The organism is Streptomyces typhae (assembly GCF_009755605.1).
Taxonomy (GTDB): Bacteria; Actinomycetota; Actinomycetes; order Streptomycetales; family Streptomycetaceae; genus Streptomyces; species Streptomyces typhae.
This window is the reverse complement of record NZ_WPNZ01000025.1, coordinates 116,553-132,881: the sequence shown is the minus strand read 5'-3', so window position 1 is coordinate 132,881 and position 16,329 is coordinate 116,553. Positions and strand designations below refer to the sequence as shown.

Sequence of the window (16,329 nt, the reverse complement as noted above, 5' to 3'; positions counted from 1 at the left end):
TGAGCAAGCGCTTAGGCAAGTGGGTGCCGGCTCAGAACGCCGAGACGCCCGTCAGCGCCCGCCCGATGACCAGCTTCTGTATCTGGCTCGTGCCTTCGTAGAGGGTCATCACGCGGGCGTCGCGCAGGAGTTTGCCCACCGGGTACTCGTCGATGTAGCCGTAGCCGCCGAACACCTGGAGCGCGTTGTTCGCGGCGCGCACCGCGGCCTCCGAGGCGAACAGCTTGGCCTTGGCGGACTCGGTGGCGAACGGCAGGCCCCGGTCTATCAGGTCGGCGACCCGCCAGGTGAGGAGACGGGCGGCGTCGACGTCCACGGCGATGTCGCTGATCAGCTCCTGCACGAGCTGGTGCCGGGCGATGCTCTTGCCGAACTGCTCGCGCTCCCCCGCGTACCCGACGGCCGCGTCGAGGGCCGCACGGGCGATGCCCACACAGCCGGCGGCGACCGACATCCGCCCCTTGGCGAGGGCCGACATCGCGACCGCGAAGCCCTTGCCCTCGTCGCCCAGCATGGCGTCGGCGGGCACCCGTACGTCATCGAGGACCAGCTCGGCGGTGGCCTGGCCGCGCAGGCCGAGCTTGCCGTGCACGGCCCTGCGGGTGAGTCCCGGGGTGCTCGTGGGCACGAGGAAGGCGGAGACGCCCTTGCGGCCCGGGGTGTCGTTGGTGCGCGCGAAGAGGAGCACCACGTCGGCCCAGGTCCCGTTCGTGATGAACATCTTGGACCCGTTGACGACGTACGCGTCCCCGTCGCGGACGGCCCGGGTGGCCAGGTTCCCCGCGTCGGAGCCGGTGCCGGGTTCGGTGAGCCCGAAGCAGCCGACGTACTCCCCGGACGTCAGGCCCGGCAGCCAGCGCCGCTTCTGCTCCTCGCTCCCCCAGGCCGCGACGGACTTGGCCACCAGGCCGAGGGAGACCGACACGATGCCGCGCACCGAGGAGTCGCCCCGCCCCAGCTCCTCCGTCACCAGGCAGTACGCGAGGTGGTCGCCGCCCGAGCCGCCGTACTCCTCGTCGATCGTCAGGCCGAGGAAGCCGATGTCGCCGAGGCGCCGCACGATCGACTTGTCGACGCTCTCGGCGCGGTCCCAGGCGGTCACGTGCGGGGTGATCTCGCGCGCGACGAAGTCCTCGGCGAGCCGCCGGACGGCCTCCTGCTCCGGACCGAGCTCCAGGTTCATCGCGGGCACTCCCCGTCCTCCGGACTGCGAAGCAGCGTCTTCCGGACCTTAAATTAGCACTGCTAGTTTCTATCGGCAGCCCTACTATGTGCCGCATGGCCCGACCGCGCAAGCCCCTCCTCAGCCGAGATCGCATCGTCGACGCGGCGCGCGCCCTCGTGGACGCCGAGGGTCTGACGGCGCTGTCCACCCGCCGCCTCGCCGCCGAGCTCGGCGTCAGCGGGCCCTCCCTCTACAACCACTTCCGCACCAAGGACCAGATCCTCGAAGCGGTCGCCGACTCGGTCAGCGCGCAGGTGGACCTGTCGATGTTCGAGGACGGGCGCGGGTGGCGCAGCGCGCTGCACGACTGGGCCGTCTCCTACCGCGCGGCCCTCACCCTGCATCCGAACATCGTGCCCGTCCTGGCCCGCGGGCCGGGGCGGCGCCCCGCCGGGCTGCGGCTCGCCGACGCGATGTTCGGCGCGATGGTCGACGCGGGGTGGCCGCCCGCCCAGGCCACGTCGGTGGGGGCGCTCATGCGGTACTTCATCATGGGCTCCGCGCTCGGCTCCTTCGCCGGCGGTTTCGTCGACGACGAGACCGCGTACGACCCCGCCGACTACCCGCACCTCGGGCAGGCGCATCTGCTCGTCGAGCATCAGCACGTCGTGGACGAGCGGGCCTTCGAGGCGGGGTTGCGGGCGCTGCTCGACGGCTTGGAACTCCAGTACGCGGGCCTCACTGCCGCGCCCGCGGGGTGAGCGGGCTCAGAAGACCACCAGGGCCCGCCCGCCCCTGCCCGCCAGCATGTTCCCGAAGGCCTTCGGGATGTCGTCGAGGGTGATGCGGTCGGTGACGAGGGCGGCGAGGTCGAGGCCGCCGGCGCGGATGTGGGCGGCCAGGACGGGGAGGTCCGCGGCGGGGTCGGAATTGCCGTAGACGCAGCCGGACAGGGTGCGGCCCCAGTGGAAGATCTCCAGGGCGTTGAAGGCGACCTGCTGGTCCTTGCCGCCGATGCCGACGACCGTGGTGCGGCCACCGCGCCGCGTGGACTCCCAGGCGGCACGGATCGTCACGGCACGGCCCACACACTCCACGGCCACGTCCACCCCGTGCCCGCCGCTCAGCTTCCGGATGTCGCGGGCGGTGGTGTCGGAGGCCACCACGTACTCCGTGGCCCCGGCGGCCCGCGCCAGCTCCTCCTTCTCCGGCGACACGTCGACGGCGACGATCTGCGCCGCCCCGGCGATCCGCGCGGCCTGGAGGGCGGCGAGCCCCACCCCGCCGACGCCGAACACGGCCACCGTCTCACCGGTGCGCACCCGTGCGGAGTGGTGCACGGCCCCGTACCCGGTCAGCACCGCGCAGCCGAGCAGGGCGGCGTCGGTCAGCGGCACCCCGTCGGGCGCCGGCAGCACACAGGCGGCCGGGACCACCGTCTCCTCCGCGAACGCCGCCACGTTCAGACCGGGGTACAGCTCGGTGCCGTCGGCCCGGCGCGCGTACACCGTCCCCGCACCCGTGAGCGCGGCGCCGCACAGCCACACCTCGCCGAGCCCGCAGGCGTGGCAGCGGCCGCAGGACGGGGCCCAGTTGAGGACGACCCCGGCGCCGGGCGCGACATGCCCGACGCCCGCACCGACGGCCACCACCGTGCCCGCCCCCTCGTGCCCGAGCACCGCGGGCACGGGCACCCGCATCGTCCCGTCGGACAGCGACAGGTCGGAGTGGCACACCCCGGCCGCGGCAAGACGCACCCGCACCTGGCCGGGCCCCGGCTCGGGCAGGTCGATGTCGGTGATCTCCAGGGGAGAGCCGACGGCGGGCAGGACGGCGGCGCGGACGCGGACCACGGTGGCGTACTCCTGGGAAGAGGGGGTCGGGGAGCGGAAGCGCAGCTCGGAGCCTGGGCTCAGAACTGGAGGGACTTCGTCTGGAGGTACTCGGCGAGTCCGTGGGCGCCGAGTTCCCGGCCCACCCCGGACTGCTTGTACCCGCCGAACGGCGCCAGCGGGTTGAAGCTGCCGCCGTTGATGTCGACCTGCCCGGTATGCAGCCTCCGGGCGAACGCGGCGGCCTCCGCCTCGTCCCCCGCCCACACCGCGCCCGCGAGGCCGTACACGGTGCCGTTGGCGATGGCTTCGGCCTCGTCCTCGTCCTCGTCCTCGTACCGCAGGAGCGAGACGACCGGGCCGAAGATCTCCTCCTGGGCGACGGTCATGTCCGGGGTGACGTCGGCGAAGACCGTCGGGCGGACGTAGTAGCCGCGGTCGCGGGGGGCGTCGGGGCCGCCCGCGACGAGGCGGGCGCCCTCCTCGATGCCGCGCTCGATGTAGCCGCGCACGCGTGCCCGCTGCCGCTCGCTCACCACCGGGCCGATGCGGTCGCCGTACTTGGCCGCGGCGGCTCCGGCGAGCTCCACCGCCTCGTCGTAGCGCGCGGCGTCCACCAGCATCCGGGTCCAGGCGCTGCATGTCTGGCCGGAGTTGGCCATGACGTTCGCGACGCCGACGTTGACGGCCTTGGCCAGGTCGGCGCTCGGCAGGATGACGTTGGCGGACTTGCCGCCCAGTTCGAGGGCGACGCGCTTGACGGCAGCGCCCGCGACGGCGCCGATCTGCTTGCCGACGGCCGTGGAGCCGGTGAACGACACCAGGTCCACGTCCTCGTGCTCGGCGAGCGCCTGGCCCGCGACCGGGCCGAGGCCGGTGACGAGGTTGAACATGCCCGCGGGCAGCCCCGCGTCATGGACGATCTCCGCGAACAGCTGCGCCGTCAGCGGGGTGTTCTCCGCGGGCTTGAGGACCACCGTGCAGCCCGCGGCGAGGGCCGGGGCGACCTTGGCGACGATCTGGTGGAGCGGGTAGTTCCACGGCGTGATGGCACCTACGACGCCCACCGGCTCCGCGTACACGGTGGAGTTGCCGACCCTCTCCTCGAAGGAGTACGTGGCGGCGAGCTCCGCGTACGAGCCCGCGACCAGGATCGGCACGGCGGCGTGCACGGCCTGGGAGAAGGCGGGCGGGGCACCCAGTTCGGCGGTGACGGTCCCGGCGATCTCGTCCTTGCGGGCCGCGAGGCCGTCGCGCACGGCGCCGATCGTCGCGGCGCGTTCGGCGGGCGGGGTCGCCGCCCAGGCGGGGAACGCGGTCCGGGCCGCGCGCACGGCCGCGTCCACGTCCTGCGCGCCGCCCGCGGGGACATGGGCGATCACCTGCTCGTCGGCCGGGTTCACGACGGGGATCGTGTCCCCCGTCGCGGCCGGGCGCCACGCGCCCGCGATGTACATCCCGTCGTGGGCCTTCATCCCGTTCCTCCCGAGGACGACCGCGCGCGGGCGCCGTCCGGCACTCGCCAGGGACCCAAACTAGCGCCGTTAGTTTTTCTTCGCCAGGGCCCTCCCGGTGGACGCGGAGCACTCCTGTGCGGGAGTCCCGCGCCGCAGCCCCAGACCCGCGGCCACCAGAAGCAGCGCGCCGAGGGTCAGGAACGGCGCCCCCACTCCCGCGACGCCCGCGACGGCTCCGGCGCCCGCGGGAGCGGCGACCTGGCCGAGGCGGTTGCCGGTCAGGCGCAGGGCGAGGGCCGTGGACCGCGCCTCGGCGGGCGCCGCCCGGACGACGGTGGTCATGGACAGCGGCTGGCCCGCGCCGAGGCAGAAGCCGAGCAGGACGAGCATGACTCCGAGCCCCCACACGGGAACCGGCAGCGCGATCCCGGCGCACAGCACCCCGCCGAGGAGACAGGTGAGGGTGATGAGCGCGCGCCGCCCGAGGATCCTGAGGAGCGGTGTCATCACCAGACGGCAGGCGATCGTGGCGCCCGCGCGCAGACTCAGCAGGATCCCGACGGTGGCGGGCGCGATGCCCCGGTGCTCGCCGACGACGGGCAGGTAGGCGGTGAGGATGTCCGTCGCGGACAGCACGGCGAGGCTGATGAAGATGCCCGCAGGGACACCCCGGGACCTCAGGATGCCGAGCACGGGCACCCTGGCCGTACGCCCGGCGGACCCGGCCGCCGGGCCCTCTGCCACCGCCCCGCGACCGGTGTCGTGCTCGATCCGCCACAGCGAGGTGACCGCCGCCGCGGCGACGGCGGCCGACACCACCAGGGCGAGGGCGCTGCTGCGGTCCATGTCCGGGCCGATGAGGGCGCCCGCGGCGATGGGCCCGACGAGCTGGCCGAGGGAGGCGCCGATGGTGAAGTGGCCGAAGTTGCGGTCCTGTTCGGCGGGCGCCGACTGCCGGGCCACCAGGGACTGGGCGCCGATCACGAAGCAGAGGTGGCCGAGGCCCATGAGGCCGCTCCACGCGGCGAGCGCGCCGGGCGACGCCGCCGTGCCGCTGAGCGCGCAGCCGCCCGCGATGAGGGCGACGCCGACCGGCAGGAGCGGTGCGCAGCGCCCGTGGTCGGTGCGGCGGCCGAGCGGTACGGCGGCGAACAGCGGGAGCAGCGCGTACACCCCGGCGATGACGCCGACGGCCCGCTCGTCGGCGCCGAGGGACAGCGCCCGGTAGGAGACGGCGGGCCGCGCCATCGACACCGCACCCTGCGCGAAGCTGAAGGCGATGACGAGACGCAGCAGCCAGCCCCGGCCGGGCGGCCGGGAGCCGGCGGTGCCGCGTCCGTGCCGCATCAGATGATGCCGAAGAGGATGCCGGCGCCGAGCACGACGAGCGAGGTGAGCACGGCCCATTTGACGGTGAAGCGGGTGTGGTCGCCGAACTCCACCTTGGCCATGCCCACGAGGACGTACACGGCGGGCACGAGCGGGCTCGACATGTGCAGGGCCTGTCCGGCGATGGAGGCGCGGGCGATCTCCAGGGTGGAGACGCCGTGGGCCTGGCCCGCCTCGGCGAGGACCGGCAGGACGCCGAAGTAGAAGCCGTCGTTGGACATGAAGTAGGTGAGCGGGATCGAGAGGAGGCCGGTCACCAGGCCCATCTGACCGCCCATGCCGTCGGGGATGGTGCCGACGAGCCAGTCGGCCATGGAGTCGACCATGCCGGTGCCGGTGAGGACGCCGGTGAAGACGGCGGCGGCGAAGACCATGCCGGTGACGTTGAGGACGTTCTCGGCGTGGGCGGCGATACGTGCCTTCTGGTCCGGCATGTGCGGGAAGTTGACGGTGAGGGCGAGGGCGGCGCCGAGCAGGAACAGGACCGGGATCGGCAGCCACTCCATGATCATGGCGGTGAGGAGGAGCACCGTCAGACCGGCGTTGAACCAGTAGAGCTTGGGGCGCAGCGTGGGACGGTGGGGGTCGAGCCCCTGGAAGCCGTCGTCAGCGTCCTCTCCCTGGGCCGTCCCGCCGGAGGTGTCCGCGCCCGGGGCGCCGGCGTCCGTGCTGGAACCGGTGCCTGTGGACGACGACGGCGTCTTCGTCAGGTTCGCCCGGGGCGCGCCTCCACGCGTACCGCCCCCGGCCCCGACGAGGACCGTCTCGGTCTCGGTCTGCGTCGCCACCGTCTCCTCCGTGAGGACCTCGTCGAGCGACAGCACCCCGAGCCGCTTGCGCTCCCGCAGGCCGAGAGCGTACGAGAGGACGAAGACAGCGACGAGCCCGCAGGCGAGGGCCGGGATCATGGGGACGAAGATGTCGGTCGCGTCGACCTTGAGGGCGGTGGCCGCGCGGGCGGTGGGGCCGCCCCAGGGCAGCGTGTTCATCACGCCGTTGGCGGTGGCGGCGACACCGGTCATCACCACGAGGCTCATCTTCAGCCGCTTGTAGAGCGGATACATCGCCGAGACCGTGATCATGAAGGTGGTGGAGCCGTCGCCGTCGAGCGAGACGATCGCGGCGAGCACGGCGGTGCCGACCACGATCCGCATCGGGTCCGCCTTGCAGAAGCGCAGGATGCCGCGGACGATCGGGTCGAAGAGGCCGACATCGATCATGACGCCGAAGTACACGATGGCGAACATGAGCATCGCGGCCGTGGGCGCGAGATTGCCGACGCCTTCGAGGACGTAGTCCCCGAGGTGGGCGGCCTTTCCGACGAAGACGCAGAAGAGCGCGGGAATCAGCACGAGTGCCGCGATCGGCGACATCTTCTTCATCATGATCAGCACCAGGAAGGTGGCGATCATGACGAATCCGAGGACTGTCAGCATGGGGGCTACCTAACGTTCACCATCGAACTCCCACCAGGTCTGGCGGTTTCGGATGACCGTAGGACCGGCGATCGAGCGTTAACAAGATGTTGACGTGCGAGCAATAAGCGCAGAACTCCAGGTCAGCCAAGTTCTGCCGGGTGTGGCGAGGTGACCGTGACCGGGAAGCCGTTGAGCACCGCGGTCCCGGAGAGCGGGTCGAGCAGCGTGCCGTCGAGGAGCTGGTTGACGTTGGCGCCCGGGTCGGCGGCGGCCACCCCGAGGCGGGTGCCGGGCCGGTCGTGGCCCCAGCCGTGCGGCAGGCTCACCACGCCGGGGCGCACGGCGTCGGTGATCTCGACGGGGACGGTGATCTCGCCGCCCGCGCCGCCGACCAGGGCGGGTGCGCCGTCGTCGAGGCCGAGCCGGGCGGCGTCGTCGGGATGGACGTGCAGGGTGCAGCGGTTGGAGCCGCCGGTGAGGGCGGGCACGTTGTGCATCCAGCTGTTGTTGGAGCGCAGATGGCGGCGGCCGACCAGGACGAGTCCGCCGTCGCGCCCGCCCGTGCCCGCACCGCCCCGGGCAGGTGCGTCGCGGAGGGCGGCCCTGAGACGGGGCAGGTCGTCCGCGATCGGCCCCGGCAGCAGCTCGATGTGTCCGCTGCGGGTCCTGAGGAGCTGCGGGACACGCGGGGTGAGCGGACCGAGGTCGATGCCGTGCGGGTGGTCGAGGAGGCGCCGGAGGCTGAGCCCTTCGGGGTCCGCGCCGAACCCGTCGCCGTACGGGCCGAGGCGCAGCATCATGTCCAGGCGCCGCTCGGGGCCGTTGTCCCCGGTGAGCTGCGCCGCGAGTTCCTCGGGGTCGCGGCCGTGCACGCGCGTGTGCGGCTCGGTGACCGCCCTGGCGAGCGTGCGCTCGACGGCCGCGGCGTCCACGGCGTCCGGGTCGGCGCCGTGCAGCCCCGTGACGGCGAGCACCAGGCGGGCCTGGATCTCGGTCTCCGCCATCCCGCCCTCCTCCAGCGGGACGGCGGCGCGGGTGTAGCGGACCTGGTTGCGTACGGCGAAGGAGTTGAAGGCGAAGGGGTGGTGCGCGCTCTGCGCGGGCGGGGGCGGCGGCAGGACGACGTGCGCGTGGCGCGCGGTCTCGTTCAGGTACGGGTCGACGCTGACCATGAAGTCCAGCGACGCCAGGGCCTTGTCGAGGCGGTCGCCGTCGGGAGCGGAGAGCACGGGGTTGGCGGCGACGCAGACGACGGCGCGGATCGGGTGCGCGCCGAGGCCACGGTCGGCCGCTCCGGGGATGCCGCCCGGACCCGCGCCGGACCCCGCCGGCGCGCCGCCGGAACCGCGGTCGGCCCCCTCGGCCCCGCCCGGCGCGGTGTCGATCTCCTCCGCCAGCGCGGCGAGCGGCAGTTCGCCCTTCGCCTCCGGGTGCCCGCTCGCCCGGCTGCGCCAGCGCCCGAGCGCGAACCCCTTGCCGGGTCCCGCGGGCCGCGGCGCCCGGTCGGTGGCGGCGAGCGGGAACATGGCGCCGCCGGGCCGGTCGAGGTTGCCGGTCAGGACGTTCAGGACGTCGACGAGCCAGCAGGTGAGGGTGCCGAACGTGACGGTGCTCGCGCCGACGCGGCCGTACACGGCGGCGCTCGGCGCGGCGGCCAGGTCGCGGGCCAGGCCGCGGACGGTGGCGGCGGGCACGTCGCAGGCGTCCGCGACGGCCTCCGGGGTGAAGTCCCGTACGGCGTCGGCGACCTGCCCGACCCCGGTCACATGCCCGTCGAGCCGCCCCAGGGCGACGAGCCCGTCCGCGAAGAGGACCTGGACCATCGCGGCGAGCAGCAGCGCGTCCGTGCCGGGCCGGATCGCCACGTGCCGGTCGGCGAGCCTCGCGGTACGGGTGCGGCGCGGGTCGACGACCACGAGCCGGCCGCCCCGCCGCCGCAGCGCCTTGAGCCTGCCGGGGAAGTCGGGCGCGGTGCACAGGCTGCCGTTGGACTCGACCGGGTTGGCACCGAGGACGAGCAGGTGGTCCGTGCGGTCCAGGTCCGGTACGGGGATGGCGAGCGCGTCGCCGAAGAGCAGTCCGCTGGAGACGTGCTTGGGCATCTGGTCGAGGGTGCTGGCGGTGAACAGGCTGCGCGTGCCGAGTCCGCCGAGCAGCAGCGGCGGATAGAGGGCGCCGGCCATGGTGTGCACGTTCGGATTGCCGAGGACGACACCGACGGCGTGCGGCCCGTACCGCTCGACCACGGGCCGGATCCCCGCCGCGACGGCGTCGAACGCCTCCTCCCAGGTCGCCTCCTCCAGGCGGCCGTCCCGGCGTACGAGGGGCCGCCGCAGCCGGTCCGGATCCGCGTCGGCGGAGCCGAGGGAGGCCCCCTTCGGGCAGATGAACCCGCGGCTGAACACGTCGTCCCGGTCGCCGCGCACCCCGGTCACCCGGCTGCCCTCCACTTGCAGCGTGAGTCCGCAGGTGGCTTCGCAGAGGGGGCAGATGCGCGGGGCGGTGCGGGGCATGGCGGCCTCCAGGGCGGCAGCGGCAGCGGCGTCGACGCACGGACGGGACGAGCATACCGACCGGTATGCACGCTGGCGAGGCCCGCGCCACCGCCCTGCGCGCCGTCACGGACCGTCGCCCGGCCCGCCCGAAGCCACTGCCCCGCCCCGCCCCGCCCCGTCAGTCGAACACCCCCTCCAGATACGCCCGCAGCACCACCCCCGCCTCCGCGATGATCGCCTCGTCGCCCGCCGGGTCGATGCGGAAGGCGAGGCGGAACAGGGCGTCGGCGGTCTCGACGGCGACCAGGAAGGTGCGGTTCAGCTCCGGTCCGGGCGCGCGGTCGAGGTGGCCGAGGTAGGGCGCCAGCAACCGCGCCAGGTGCTCGGCGACGCGGTGGTTGGGGGCCGCGCCGGGGTCGCCGACGGGGATCTGGGTGCCGAAGTCGACCAGGGTGAAGCCGGGGGCGGTGCGCTTCATGGCGACGTACTCGTCGAGCACCGCGTCCAGGGCCGTACGCCAGTTCGCCGTCCGGGCCGCGGCCAGGCGGCGGGTGACCCGCTCGGCATAGCGCTCCAGGTTGCGGTGGGCGAGCGCGTCGGCCATCGCCCGTTTGTTGCCGAAGAAGCGGTAGACGGAGCCGATGGGGACACCGGCGCGTTCGGCGACGGCGCGGGTGGTCAGGTCCTCGTATCCGACCTCGTCCAGGAGGGCCGCGCAGGCGTCGAGGATGCGGGTCAGGCGCTCGGCGCTGCGGCGCTGCACGGGGGTGCGGCGCAGGGCGGTGGCGGTGGTGGCGGGCCGGTGCCCGGTGGCGTGCGGGCCGGGCGTCCCCGGAGAGTCGGGCATCCCGGGAGAGTAGAGCACCGTTCACGTTTCATCGATCCTCTTGCGCGAGGAAAAAGTGAATCCTACGGTGTTCCATAGGAATCAGGGTCGGGCCTCGGGGCCCGGCCCCCGGGGTCAGGCCTCACTGACCGGGAGCCGAGGGAGCTGTGATGAGCGGGGACCACCCGAGCAACGACGCACGCAAGACCGCCGAAGGCCTGAGCTACCTCTCCGGCTTCGGCAACGAGCACAGCTCGGAGGCCCTGCCCGGCGCCCTGCCGGACGGCCGCAACTCCCCCCAGCGCGCCCCCCTCGGGCTGTACGCGGAGCAGCTCAGCGGCACCGCGTTCACCGAGCCGCGCGCCCACAACCGCCGCTCCTGGCTGTATCGCATCCGGCCCTCCGCGGCCCACCCGGCGTTCACGCGCGTCGACAACGGCGCGATCCGCACGGCCCCCTTCACGGAGCGGGTCCCGGACCCCAACCGGCTGCGCTGGAACCCGCTGCCGCAGCCCGCGCCCGGCACGGACTGGCTCGCGGGCCTGTGGACCCTCGGCGGCAACGGCGACGCGACGCAGCGCACGGGCATGGCGGTCCACCTGTACCACGCCAACTCCTCCATGACGGACCGGGTGTTCAGCGACGCCGACGGCGAACTCCTGATCGTGCCCGAGCACGGCGGCCTGCTCCTGCGCACCGAGTTCGGGCTCCTGCACGCCGAGCCCGGCCATGTCGCCCTGATCCCGCGCGGCGTCCGCTTCCGCGTCGAACTGCTCGACGAGAGCGCCCGCGGCTACGTCTGCGAGAACTACGGCGCGCCCTTCCAGCTCCCCGACCTCGGCCCGATCGGCGCCAACGGCCTCGCGAACGCACGGGACTTCAAGGCTCCCGTCGCCGCGTACGAGGACGACGCGGACGCCGCGGGGCCGGTCGAGGTCGTCAACAAGTTCTGCGGCAACCTCTGGTCGGCCACCTACGACCACTCGCCGCTCGACGTCGTCGCCTGGCACGGCAACCACGTCCCGTACGTGTACGACCTGCGCCGCTTCAACGTCATCGGCTCCATCTCGTACGACCACCCGGACCCGTCGATCTTCACGGTGCTCACCTCGCCCTCGGACACCCCGGGCCTCGCGGGCGTCGACTTCGTGGTGTTCGCGCCGCGCTGGCTGGTCGGCGAGGACACCTTCCGGCCGCCGTACTTCCACCGCAACGTGATGAGCGAGTACATGGGCCTGATCGAGGGCGCGTACGACGCCAAGGCGGAGGGCTTCGTGCCGGGCGGCGGCTCGCTGCACAACATGATGTCGGCGCACGGCCCGGACCGGGACACCTTCGAGAAGGCGAGCGCCGCCGAGCTGAAGCCGCAGAAGATCGACGACGGCCTGGCGTTCATGTTCGAGACCCGCTGGCCGGTCACGGCCACCGGACAGGCGGCGGACGCCGACCACCTGCAGCGCGGCTACGACGACGTGTGGCAGGGTCTTGAGCGTCATTTCCGGCCGTAGGACCCCTGCTCTTGGCCGCAGCCCGCGTCACCGCATGAGTGTCGCCGTGAACGTACGGAGTCGCACGTGACAGCTTTCGCCCCGGACTCGATCGTCCTGAACCGAAAGCTGCCCCTGTGGTATCAGGTGTCGCAGTCGCTGCGCGCCTCGATACTGGGCCGGTCGCCGGACGCCCCGCTGCGCCTGCCCACCGAGGAGCAGCTGGCGGGGCACTACGGCGTCAGCGTGCTCACCATGCGGCAGGCCCTCAAGGAGCTGGAGGACGAGGGCCTGATCAGCAGGCACCGCAGACGCGGCACGTTCATCGAGCCCGGGGTGCAGCGCGGGTCGCCGGTGCGGCTCCTTGGCTCCGTCGACGCGATCGTGGCCCAGCAGTCCGGCATGGACACCGAGCTCCTGTCGCAGGGGCAGGAGCCGGTGCCCGCCGAACTCGCCGAGTACTTCCCGGACGTGGACCGGGTCGCCACGTACCACCGGCTGCGCAGCGACGCCAAGACGGGCGAGCCCACCAACCACGCCCGCAACCACATCCGCCCCGACCTCGCGGACCGCGTCGACCCCGCCGCCCTGGAGCGGTGGCCGATGACGAAGGTCCTGCGGGACGTGGTGGGCGTGGAGATCTCCCGCATCACCGACACCGTGGAGGCCCGCCTCGCCGACCCGGAGACGGCCCGCCTCCTCCAAGTGCCGCTGCTGAGCCCGATCCTGCATTACACCGGCATCACCTACGACGACCGGGGCCGGGCCCTGGACGTGGTGCGGATCCACTACCGGGGTGACCGGTTCTCCTTCACCGTCACCCTGGACGCGACCTGATGGCGGTTCGCCGGGCCGTCGTACGATGCCGGGCGTGACGCACGACGAAGCGCCGCTGCTCGCGGATCTCATGCCGTGGTCCGTCGCGCCGCTCAGGCCGGGCCGCGGGTGGCCGATGGGCCCCGACGCCGCGTCCCTGAAGGCGCGGTGGGACGCGTTCGTCCGCGCCGACGGCGCAGGGCGCGAGGCGCTGTTCGGGCCCACCCGGGCGCGCACCCTGCACACGGCCGTCGCGCAGCTGCCGGGCTTCGACGGGGCCACGGAGCCGCTCGCCCGCGCGGCGGGGCCGTGCCCCGAGCCCGTCCGGGTGCTGCACGGGCCCTTCGACGAGCAGTGGCTCATCCCCGACCACCGGCTCATCGACGTGGCACGGGCCGAGCTGTGGCGGGTCCTCGGCGCGGGCCAGCTCTTCCTGACCGAGCAGGGGTACGTCGCCGACGCGGGTACGGCGGGCTCCTCGGGCCCCCCGGTGCTGGCGTCCACCGTGCTCCCCGACGGACGCTCGCCCGCGGGCAGGCCCGGCCGGATCCGCCCGCTGTTCCGGCGCCCCGGCGGCGCCGAACCCAACCTGGCGCCCGGCCTGCTGCCGTTCCTCGCGGCCGCGTACGGCACCGACGTCACCGCCAACGACGTCCTCGCGTGGGTCCTCGCCGCCGCGCGTGCCTCGGCCGCGGGCTGCGTGGTGCCGCTGCCCGCCGACGCCGGGACGTGGGCGCGGGGGGTGGCCGCGGGGCGGCGCCTGAAGTGGCTGCATCTGCGCGGCGCGGGCGGGGAGCGGCCCCGGCTGCCGGGCGGGCGGCGGCCCTATGTCCGCTCGCCGCTGCCGGCACGGCCCGACGTGCTCACGTACGCGCCCGACGACGAGGCGCTCCTGGTGGGGGACGGCGGGATCGTCTCGCCGGTGCCCGCGGGGGCCTGGGACTTCCGGGTGAGCGGGGTCCGGGTGCTAGAGCTCTGGTTCGACCGGCGCGTGGCCGCCGCGGAGCCGGGCACTCTGGAGGCCATCCGTCCCAGCGTCTGGCCTCAGAGCTGGACGTCCCAGCTCCTCGAACTGATCACGGTGCTCGCGCTCCTCGCCGAGGAGGAGCCGTTCGCCGCGGGCGACGGCGGTTCGATCACCGGGGCGGAGCTGCGGGCCGCCGGGGTGCTGCCCGCGCCGGAGTGGGCCCGCCGTCCCGCGTCCGTGCTCGACCATCACGAGGAGGGGCCCGGGGGCCAGTTCGCACTGCTGTGACGTGCGGCAGGGCACAGGCCTGGAACGAAGACGGGGCGACTGGGCCGCACAGGCCTGGAACAGGGTGGGGCGGCTGGGCCCGCCATGCCTGGAACGAAGGTGGGGCGGCTGGGCGCCCGCCCGAAAAAGGGTGGGTGGGTGGGAAAAGAAAAAGGGGGGCGGCGCCCACGCCAGGAACGAGCCGAGGGCGCCCCCGCCAGAAACTAGTGGTTGCCGAACAGCGAGCGCCGCAACCTCCGCAGCGGTGCGAACAGCGACACCCGGCGGACCCGGGCACGCCTCCCGCCGCTGCGGTCGTGCGCGACGTCACGCGAGGTGAGCTCGCGCATCAGCAGCGTCGCCTCGGCCGCCTCGCGCTGCGGGACGGCGGGGCCGCCCAGCACCGAGAGATGACGGTCGAGTCGCGAACTGCTCGCGCCGCTCCCACAAGTGATCGCAGGGACCCTCGCCCTGCTGCGCACTGTTATCTGTTCCATGTCACTCCCCACCCGTACGAGGGCACCCGGCCCAGGGCAGGTTAACCCTATCGCCCCACCATGACACTCGTGTATCCCGGTCGCAGGATTCACCTTCCCCGCAAGGAGGTTGACGATTACTCTCCGAATCCAACTGAATTCAGGGCGAGTTGGACAACCGGGGCAGTTGTAGGCCGCACCGAGCCACCGGCCGGTTCGACGGTCACAGCGAGTGATTCCGCGTCGGTGCGCAGATCGTGCGCGACGACGGGCGTTTCGCCGTCGACGAGCCCGAGCGAGCGGGGCGCCGCCCCGGCGCGCGTCACCCACAGTTGGTGCGCCCGCCCCTCGGGCGGCCCACCGAGACCGGCGGCGGTCACCACGGCCTGTCGCCGCTCCCGCGAGGCGACGACGCCGAGGCCGCGCCCGCGCGGGTCCCGCGCCTCGGCCGCGCGGGCGTCGGGCGCGGCGAGGACGTGGGCGATCTCACGTGCGGCGGCCCGCTCCTCGTCGAGCCGTTCATCGGTACGGACCAGGGCGAAAGCGAGCAGACCGGCCGCGACCATGGCGAGCACCGCGGCGGAAGCGGCGAGCGCGACAAGAACGGGTGCACGCCCACGCGCCGGGGCGCTCCGCCCGTCCCGCGCTCCCGGCACAGGCGCCTGCCCCGGGCCCCGTACCGCGTCCGGTCCCGGCTCCGGCGCCTCCTGTTCGGTGGCGCGCACGGCGGCCAGGATCCGCTCCCGCAGATCCGGCGGCGCCGGCACGGACGCGGCCCGCGCCAGGCGCACGGTGTCGGCGGCGAGCGCGCGCACCTCGTCGGTGCAGCGCGGACAGCGCTCCAGATGCCCCTCGAAGCGGCGTGTCTCCGCCGGGTCGAGGGCGTCGAGTGCGTACGGCACGGCCAGCGAGTGCAGGCCGCGGCCGACGCGCAGACCGCCCGCGTACTCCCGGATCCGGCTGAGCCGGCCGCCCCTCGGTCTCATGCGACGGCGCCCAGGCAGTCGCGCAGGCGCAGCAGCCCGTCCCGCATCCGCGTCTTGACGGTGCCGAGCGGTACGGAAAGGCGCCGGGCGACCTCGCGGTAGGTGTAGCCGTCGTAGTAGGCGAGCGTCACGGCCTGGTGCTGGAGGTCGGTGAGGCGCTCCAGGCAGCGGCGCACCCACTCCCGCTCCAGGCTGTCCTCGACCTCCTCGGCGACCTGGTCGAACGCGGGCGGCTCGGCGCGCTGGGCCACGCGCCGCTCCCGCTCACCGGCCGCGCGGACGCTGCGCACCCGGTCGACGGCCCTGCGGTGGGCGAGGGTGAGGATCCAGGAGAGGGCGGTGCCGCGCCGCGGGTCGTAGCGGGCGGCGGTGCGCCAGAGTTCGAGGAGCACCTCCTGGGCGACCTCCTCCGACTGGGAGCGGTCGCGCAGGACCCGCTGGACGAGCCCGTACACCGGACCCGACACCAGTCCGTACAGCTCCTCGAAGGCCTGCTGGTCCCCCTGGGCCACCCGTGGCAGCAGATCGTCGGCGTCCACAGCGTCCCCCTTCCCCCCGGGCGGTACCGCTCCCCCGCGGTCCCGCTCACGGGCGCCAATTCTGGACGCGGGGGCGGGCCTGTGCGAGCCCCCGGACGGGATTGGTGCAATCCAATACGGCGGGGCCCCGCGTCCGTGTACACCACCGCCGAACTGCGTGTACACCACCGCCGAAGTGCGTGCGTACCCCCGTCGGTCCGCGGGCGGAT

14 protein-coding genes are annotated in these 16,329 nt (G+C 73.8%); 4 read left to right on the top strand and 10 right to left on the bottom strand.

Going from position 1 to position 16,329, the window contains the following annotated elements; all coding sequences use genetic code 11:
- Window positions 1–31: 31 nt before the first annotated feature.
- Window positions 32–1,183, bottom strand: coding sequence for an acyl-CoA dehydrogenase family protein (locus tag GPA10_RS34030; RefSeq protein WP_157168812.1), 1,152 nt, complete (start codon window positions 1,181–1,183; stop codon window positions 32–34).
- Between the two features lie 95 nt (window positions 1,184–1,278).
- Here GPA10_RS34030 and GPA10_RS34025 point away from each other — a divergent pair, with 95 nt between their 5' ends.
- On the top strand, window positions 1,279–1,926 hold the full coding sequence (locus tag GPA10_RS34025; RefSeq protein ID WP_157168811.1) for a TetR family transcriptional regulator: 648 nt from the start codon (window positions 1,279–1,281) through the stop codon (window positions 1,924–1,926).
- A gap of 6 nt (window positions 1,927–1,932) precedes the next feature.
- Here GPA10_RS34025 and GPA10_RS34020 read toward each other — a convergent pair whose 3' ends face one another.
- The 6 genes from GPA10_RS34020 to GPA10_RS33995 all read right to left on the bottom strand — a co-directional run bounded on the left by GPA10_RS34020 (window position 1,933) and on the right by GPA10_RS33995 (window position 10,603).
- Window positions 1,933–3,018, bottom strand: coding sequence for a zinc-binding dehydrogenase (locus GPA10_RS34020; RefSeq protein WP_343041627.1), 1,086 nt, complete (start codon window positions 3,016–3,018; stop codon window positions 1,933–1,935).
- Window positions 3,019–3,077: 59 nt separating this feature from the next.
- A complete protein-coding gene (locus GPA10_RS34015) occupies window positions 3,078–4,472 on the bottom strand; it encodes an aldehyde dehydrogenase family protein (RefSeq protein WP_157168810.1) in 1,395 nt (464 codons plus the stop codon).
- A gap of 69 nt (window positions 4,473–4,541) precedes the next feature.
- Window positions 4,542–5,801, bottom strand: coding sequence for an MFS transporter (locus GPA10_RS34010; protein WP_157168809.1), 1,260 nt, complete (start codon window positions 5,799–5,801; stop codon window positions 4,542–4,544).
- Window positions 5,801–7,279, bottom strand: a complete 1,479-nt coding sequence (locus GPA10_RS34005) for a CitMHS family transporter (protein ID WP_157168808.1) — start codon at window positions 7,277–7,279, stop codon at window positions 5,801–5,803. Before GPA10_RS34005 ends, GPA10_RS34010 begins: the two co-directional genes overlap by 1 nt.
- A gap of 122 nt (window positions 7,280–7,401) precedes the next feature.
- The gene (locus GPA10_RS34000; protein WP_157168807.1) at window positions 7,402–9,774 is read right to left on the bottom strand and encodes a molybdopterin-dependent oxidoreductase; all 2,373 of its coding nucleotides are present in this window, start codon (window positions 9,772–9,774) and stop codon (window positions 7,402–7,404) included.
- Between the two features lie 160 nt (window positions 9,775–9,934).
- Entirely contained in the window at window positions 9,935–10,603 is a 669-nt protein-coding gene (locus tag GPA10_RS33995) for a TetR/AcrR family transcriptional regulator (protein ID WP_157168806.1), read from the bottom strand.
- A gap of 149 nt (window positions 10,604–10,752) precedes the next feature.
- Between GPA10_RS33995 and hmgA the strand changes: the two genes are divergently transcribed.
- The 3 genes from hmgA (at window position 10,753) to GPA10_RS33980 (ending at window position 14,140) form a co-directional block, all read left to right on the top strand.
- Window positions 10,753–12,090 (top strand): homogentisate 1,2-dioxygenase, encoded by a 1,338-nt coding sequence (gene hmgA, locus GPA10_RS33990; protein ID WP_157168805.1) that lies wholly within the window; start codon window positions 10,753–10,755, stop codon window positions 12,088–12,090.
- 66 nt (window positions 12,091–12,156) lie between these two features.
- Window positions 12,157–12,906, top strand: a complete 750-nt coding sequence (locus GPA10_RS33985) for a GntR family transcriptional regulator (RefSeq protein WP_058852292.1) — start codon at window positions 12,157–12,159, stop codon at window positions 12,904–12,906.
- Between the two features lie 25 nt (window positions 12,907–12,931).
- Window positions 12,932–14,140 carry a type ISP restriction/modification enzyme gene (locus tag GPA10_RS33980; protein WP_157168804.1) on the top strand — a complete coding sequence of 403 codons (1,209 nt, stop codon included), beginning with the start codon at window positions 12,932–12,934 and terminating at the stop codon, window positions 14,138–14,140.
- A 203-nt stretch (window positions 14,141–14,343) separates the two neighbouring features.
- On the opposite strand, the gene GPA10_RS33975 is transcribed toward GPA10_RS33980, so the two are convergent.
- The 3 genes from GPA10_RS33975 to GPA10_RS33965 form a co-directional block, all read right to left on the bottom strand.
- The gene (locus tag GPA10_RS33975) at window positions 14,344–14,616 is read right to left on the bottom strand and encodes a hypothetical protein (protein ID WP_030560169.1); all 273 of its coding nucleotides are present in this window, start codon (window positions 14,614–14,616) and stop codon (window positions 14,344–14,346) included.
- A gap of 116 nt (window positions 14,617–14,732) precedes the next feature.
- Window positions 14,733–15,581: an anti-sigma factor gene (locus GPA10_RS33970; protein WP_157168803.1), complete on the bottom strand. Its 849-nt coding sequence runs from the start codon at window positions 15,579–15,581 to the stop codon at window positions 14,733–14,735.
- Window positions 15,578–16,120, bottom strand: a complete 543-nt coding sequence (locus GPA10_RS33965) for a sigma-70 family RNA polymerase sigma factor (RefSeq protein ID WP_058852290.1) — start codon at window positions 16,118–16,120, stop codon at window positions 15,578–15,580. Before GPA10_RS33965 ends, GPA10_RS33970 begins: the two co-directional genes overlap by 4 nt.
- Window positions 16,121–16,329 lie beyond the last annotated feature (209 nt).

What these genes read in the sequence shown, in the direction of transcription:
- GPA10_RS34030 (WP_157168812.1), bottom strand. Translation starts at nt 1,183, where the DNA reads ATGAACCTGGAGCTCGGTCCGGAGCAGGAGGCCGTCCGGCGGCTCGCC.
- GPA10_RS34025 (WP_157168811.1), top strand. Translation starts at nt 1,279, where the DNA reads ATGGCCCGACCGCGCAAGCCCCTCCTCAGCCGAGATCGCATCGTCGAC.
- GPA10_RS34015 (WP_157168810.1), bottom strand. Translation starts at nt 4,472, where the DNA reads ATGAAGGCCCACGACGGGATGTACATCGCGGGCGCGTGGCGCCCGGCC.
- GPA10_RS34010 (WP_157168809.1), bottom strand. Translation starts at nt 5,801, where the DNA reads ATGCGGCACGGACGCGGCACCGCCGGCTCCCGGCCGCCCGGCCGGGGC.
- GPA10_RS34005 (WP_157168808.1), bottom strand. Translation starts at nt 7,279, where the DNA reads ATGCTGACAGTCCTCGGATTCGTCATGATCGCCACCTTCCTGGTGCTG.
- GPA10_RS34000 (WP_157168807.1), bottom strand. Translation starts at nt 9,774, where the DNA reads ATGCCCCGCACCGCCCCGCGCATCTGCCCCCTCTGCGAAGCCACCTGC.
- GPA10_RS33995 (WP_157168806.1), bottom strand. Translation starts at nt 10,603, where the DNA reads ATGCCCGACTCTCCGGGGACGCCCGGCCCGCACGCCACCGGGCACCGG.
- hmgA (WP_157168805.1), top strand. Translation starts at nt 10,753, where the DNA reads ATGAGCGGGGACCACCCGAGCAACGACGCACGCAAGACCGCCGAAGGC.
- GPA10_RS33980 (WP_157168804.1), top strand. Translation starts at nt 12,932, where the DNA reads ATGCCGGGCGTGACGCACGACGAAGCGCCGCTGCTCGCGGATCTCATG.
- GPA10_RS33975 (WP_030560169.1), bottom strand. Translation starts at nt 14,616, where the DNA reads ATGGAACAGATAACAGTGCGCAGCAGGGCGAGGGTCCCTGCGATCACT.
- GPA10_RS33970 (WP_157168803.1), bottom strand. Translation starts at nt 15,581, where the DNA reads ATGAGACCGAGGGGCGGCCGGCTCAGCCGGATCCGGGAGTACGCGGGC.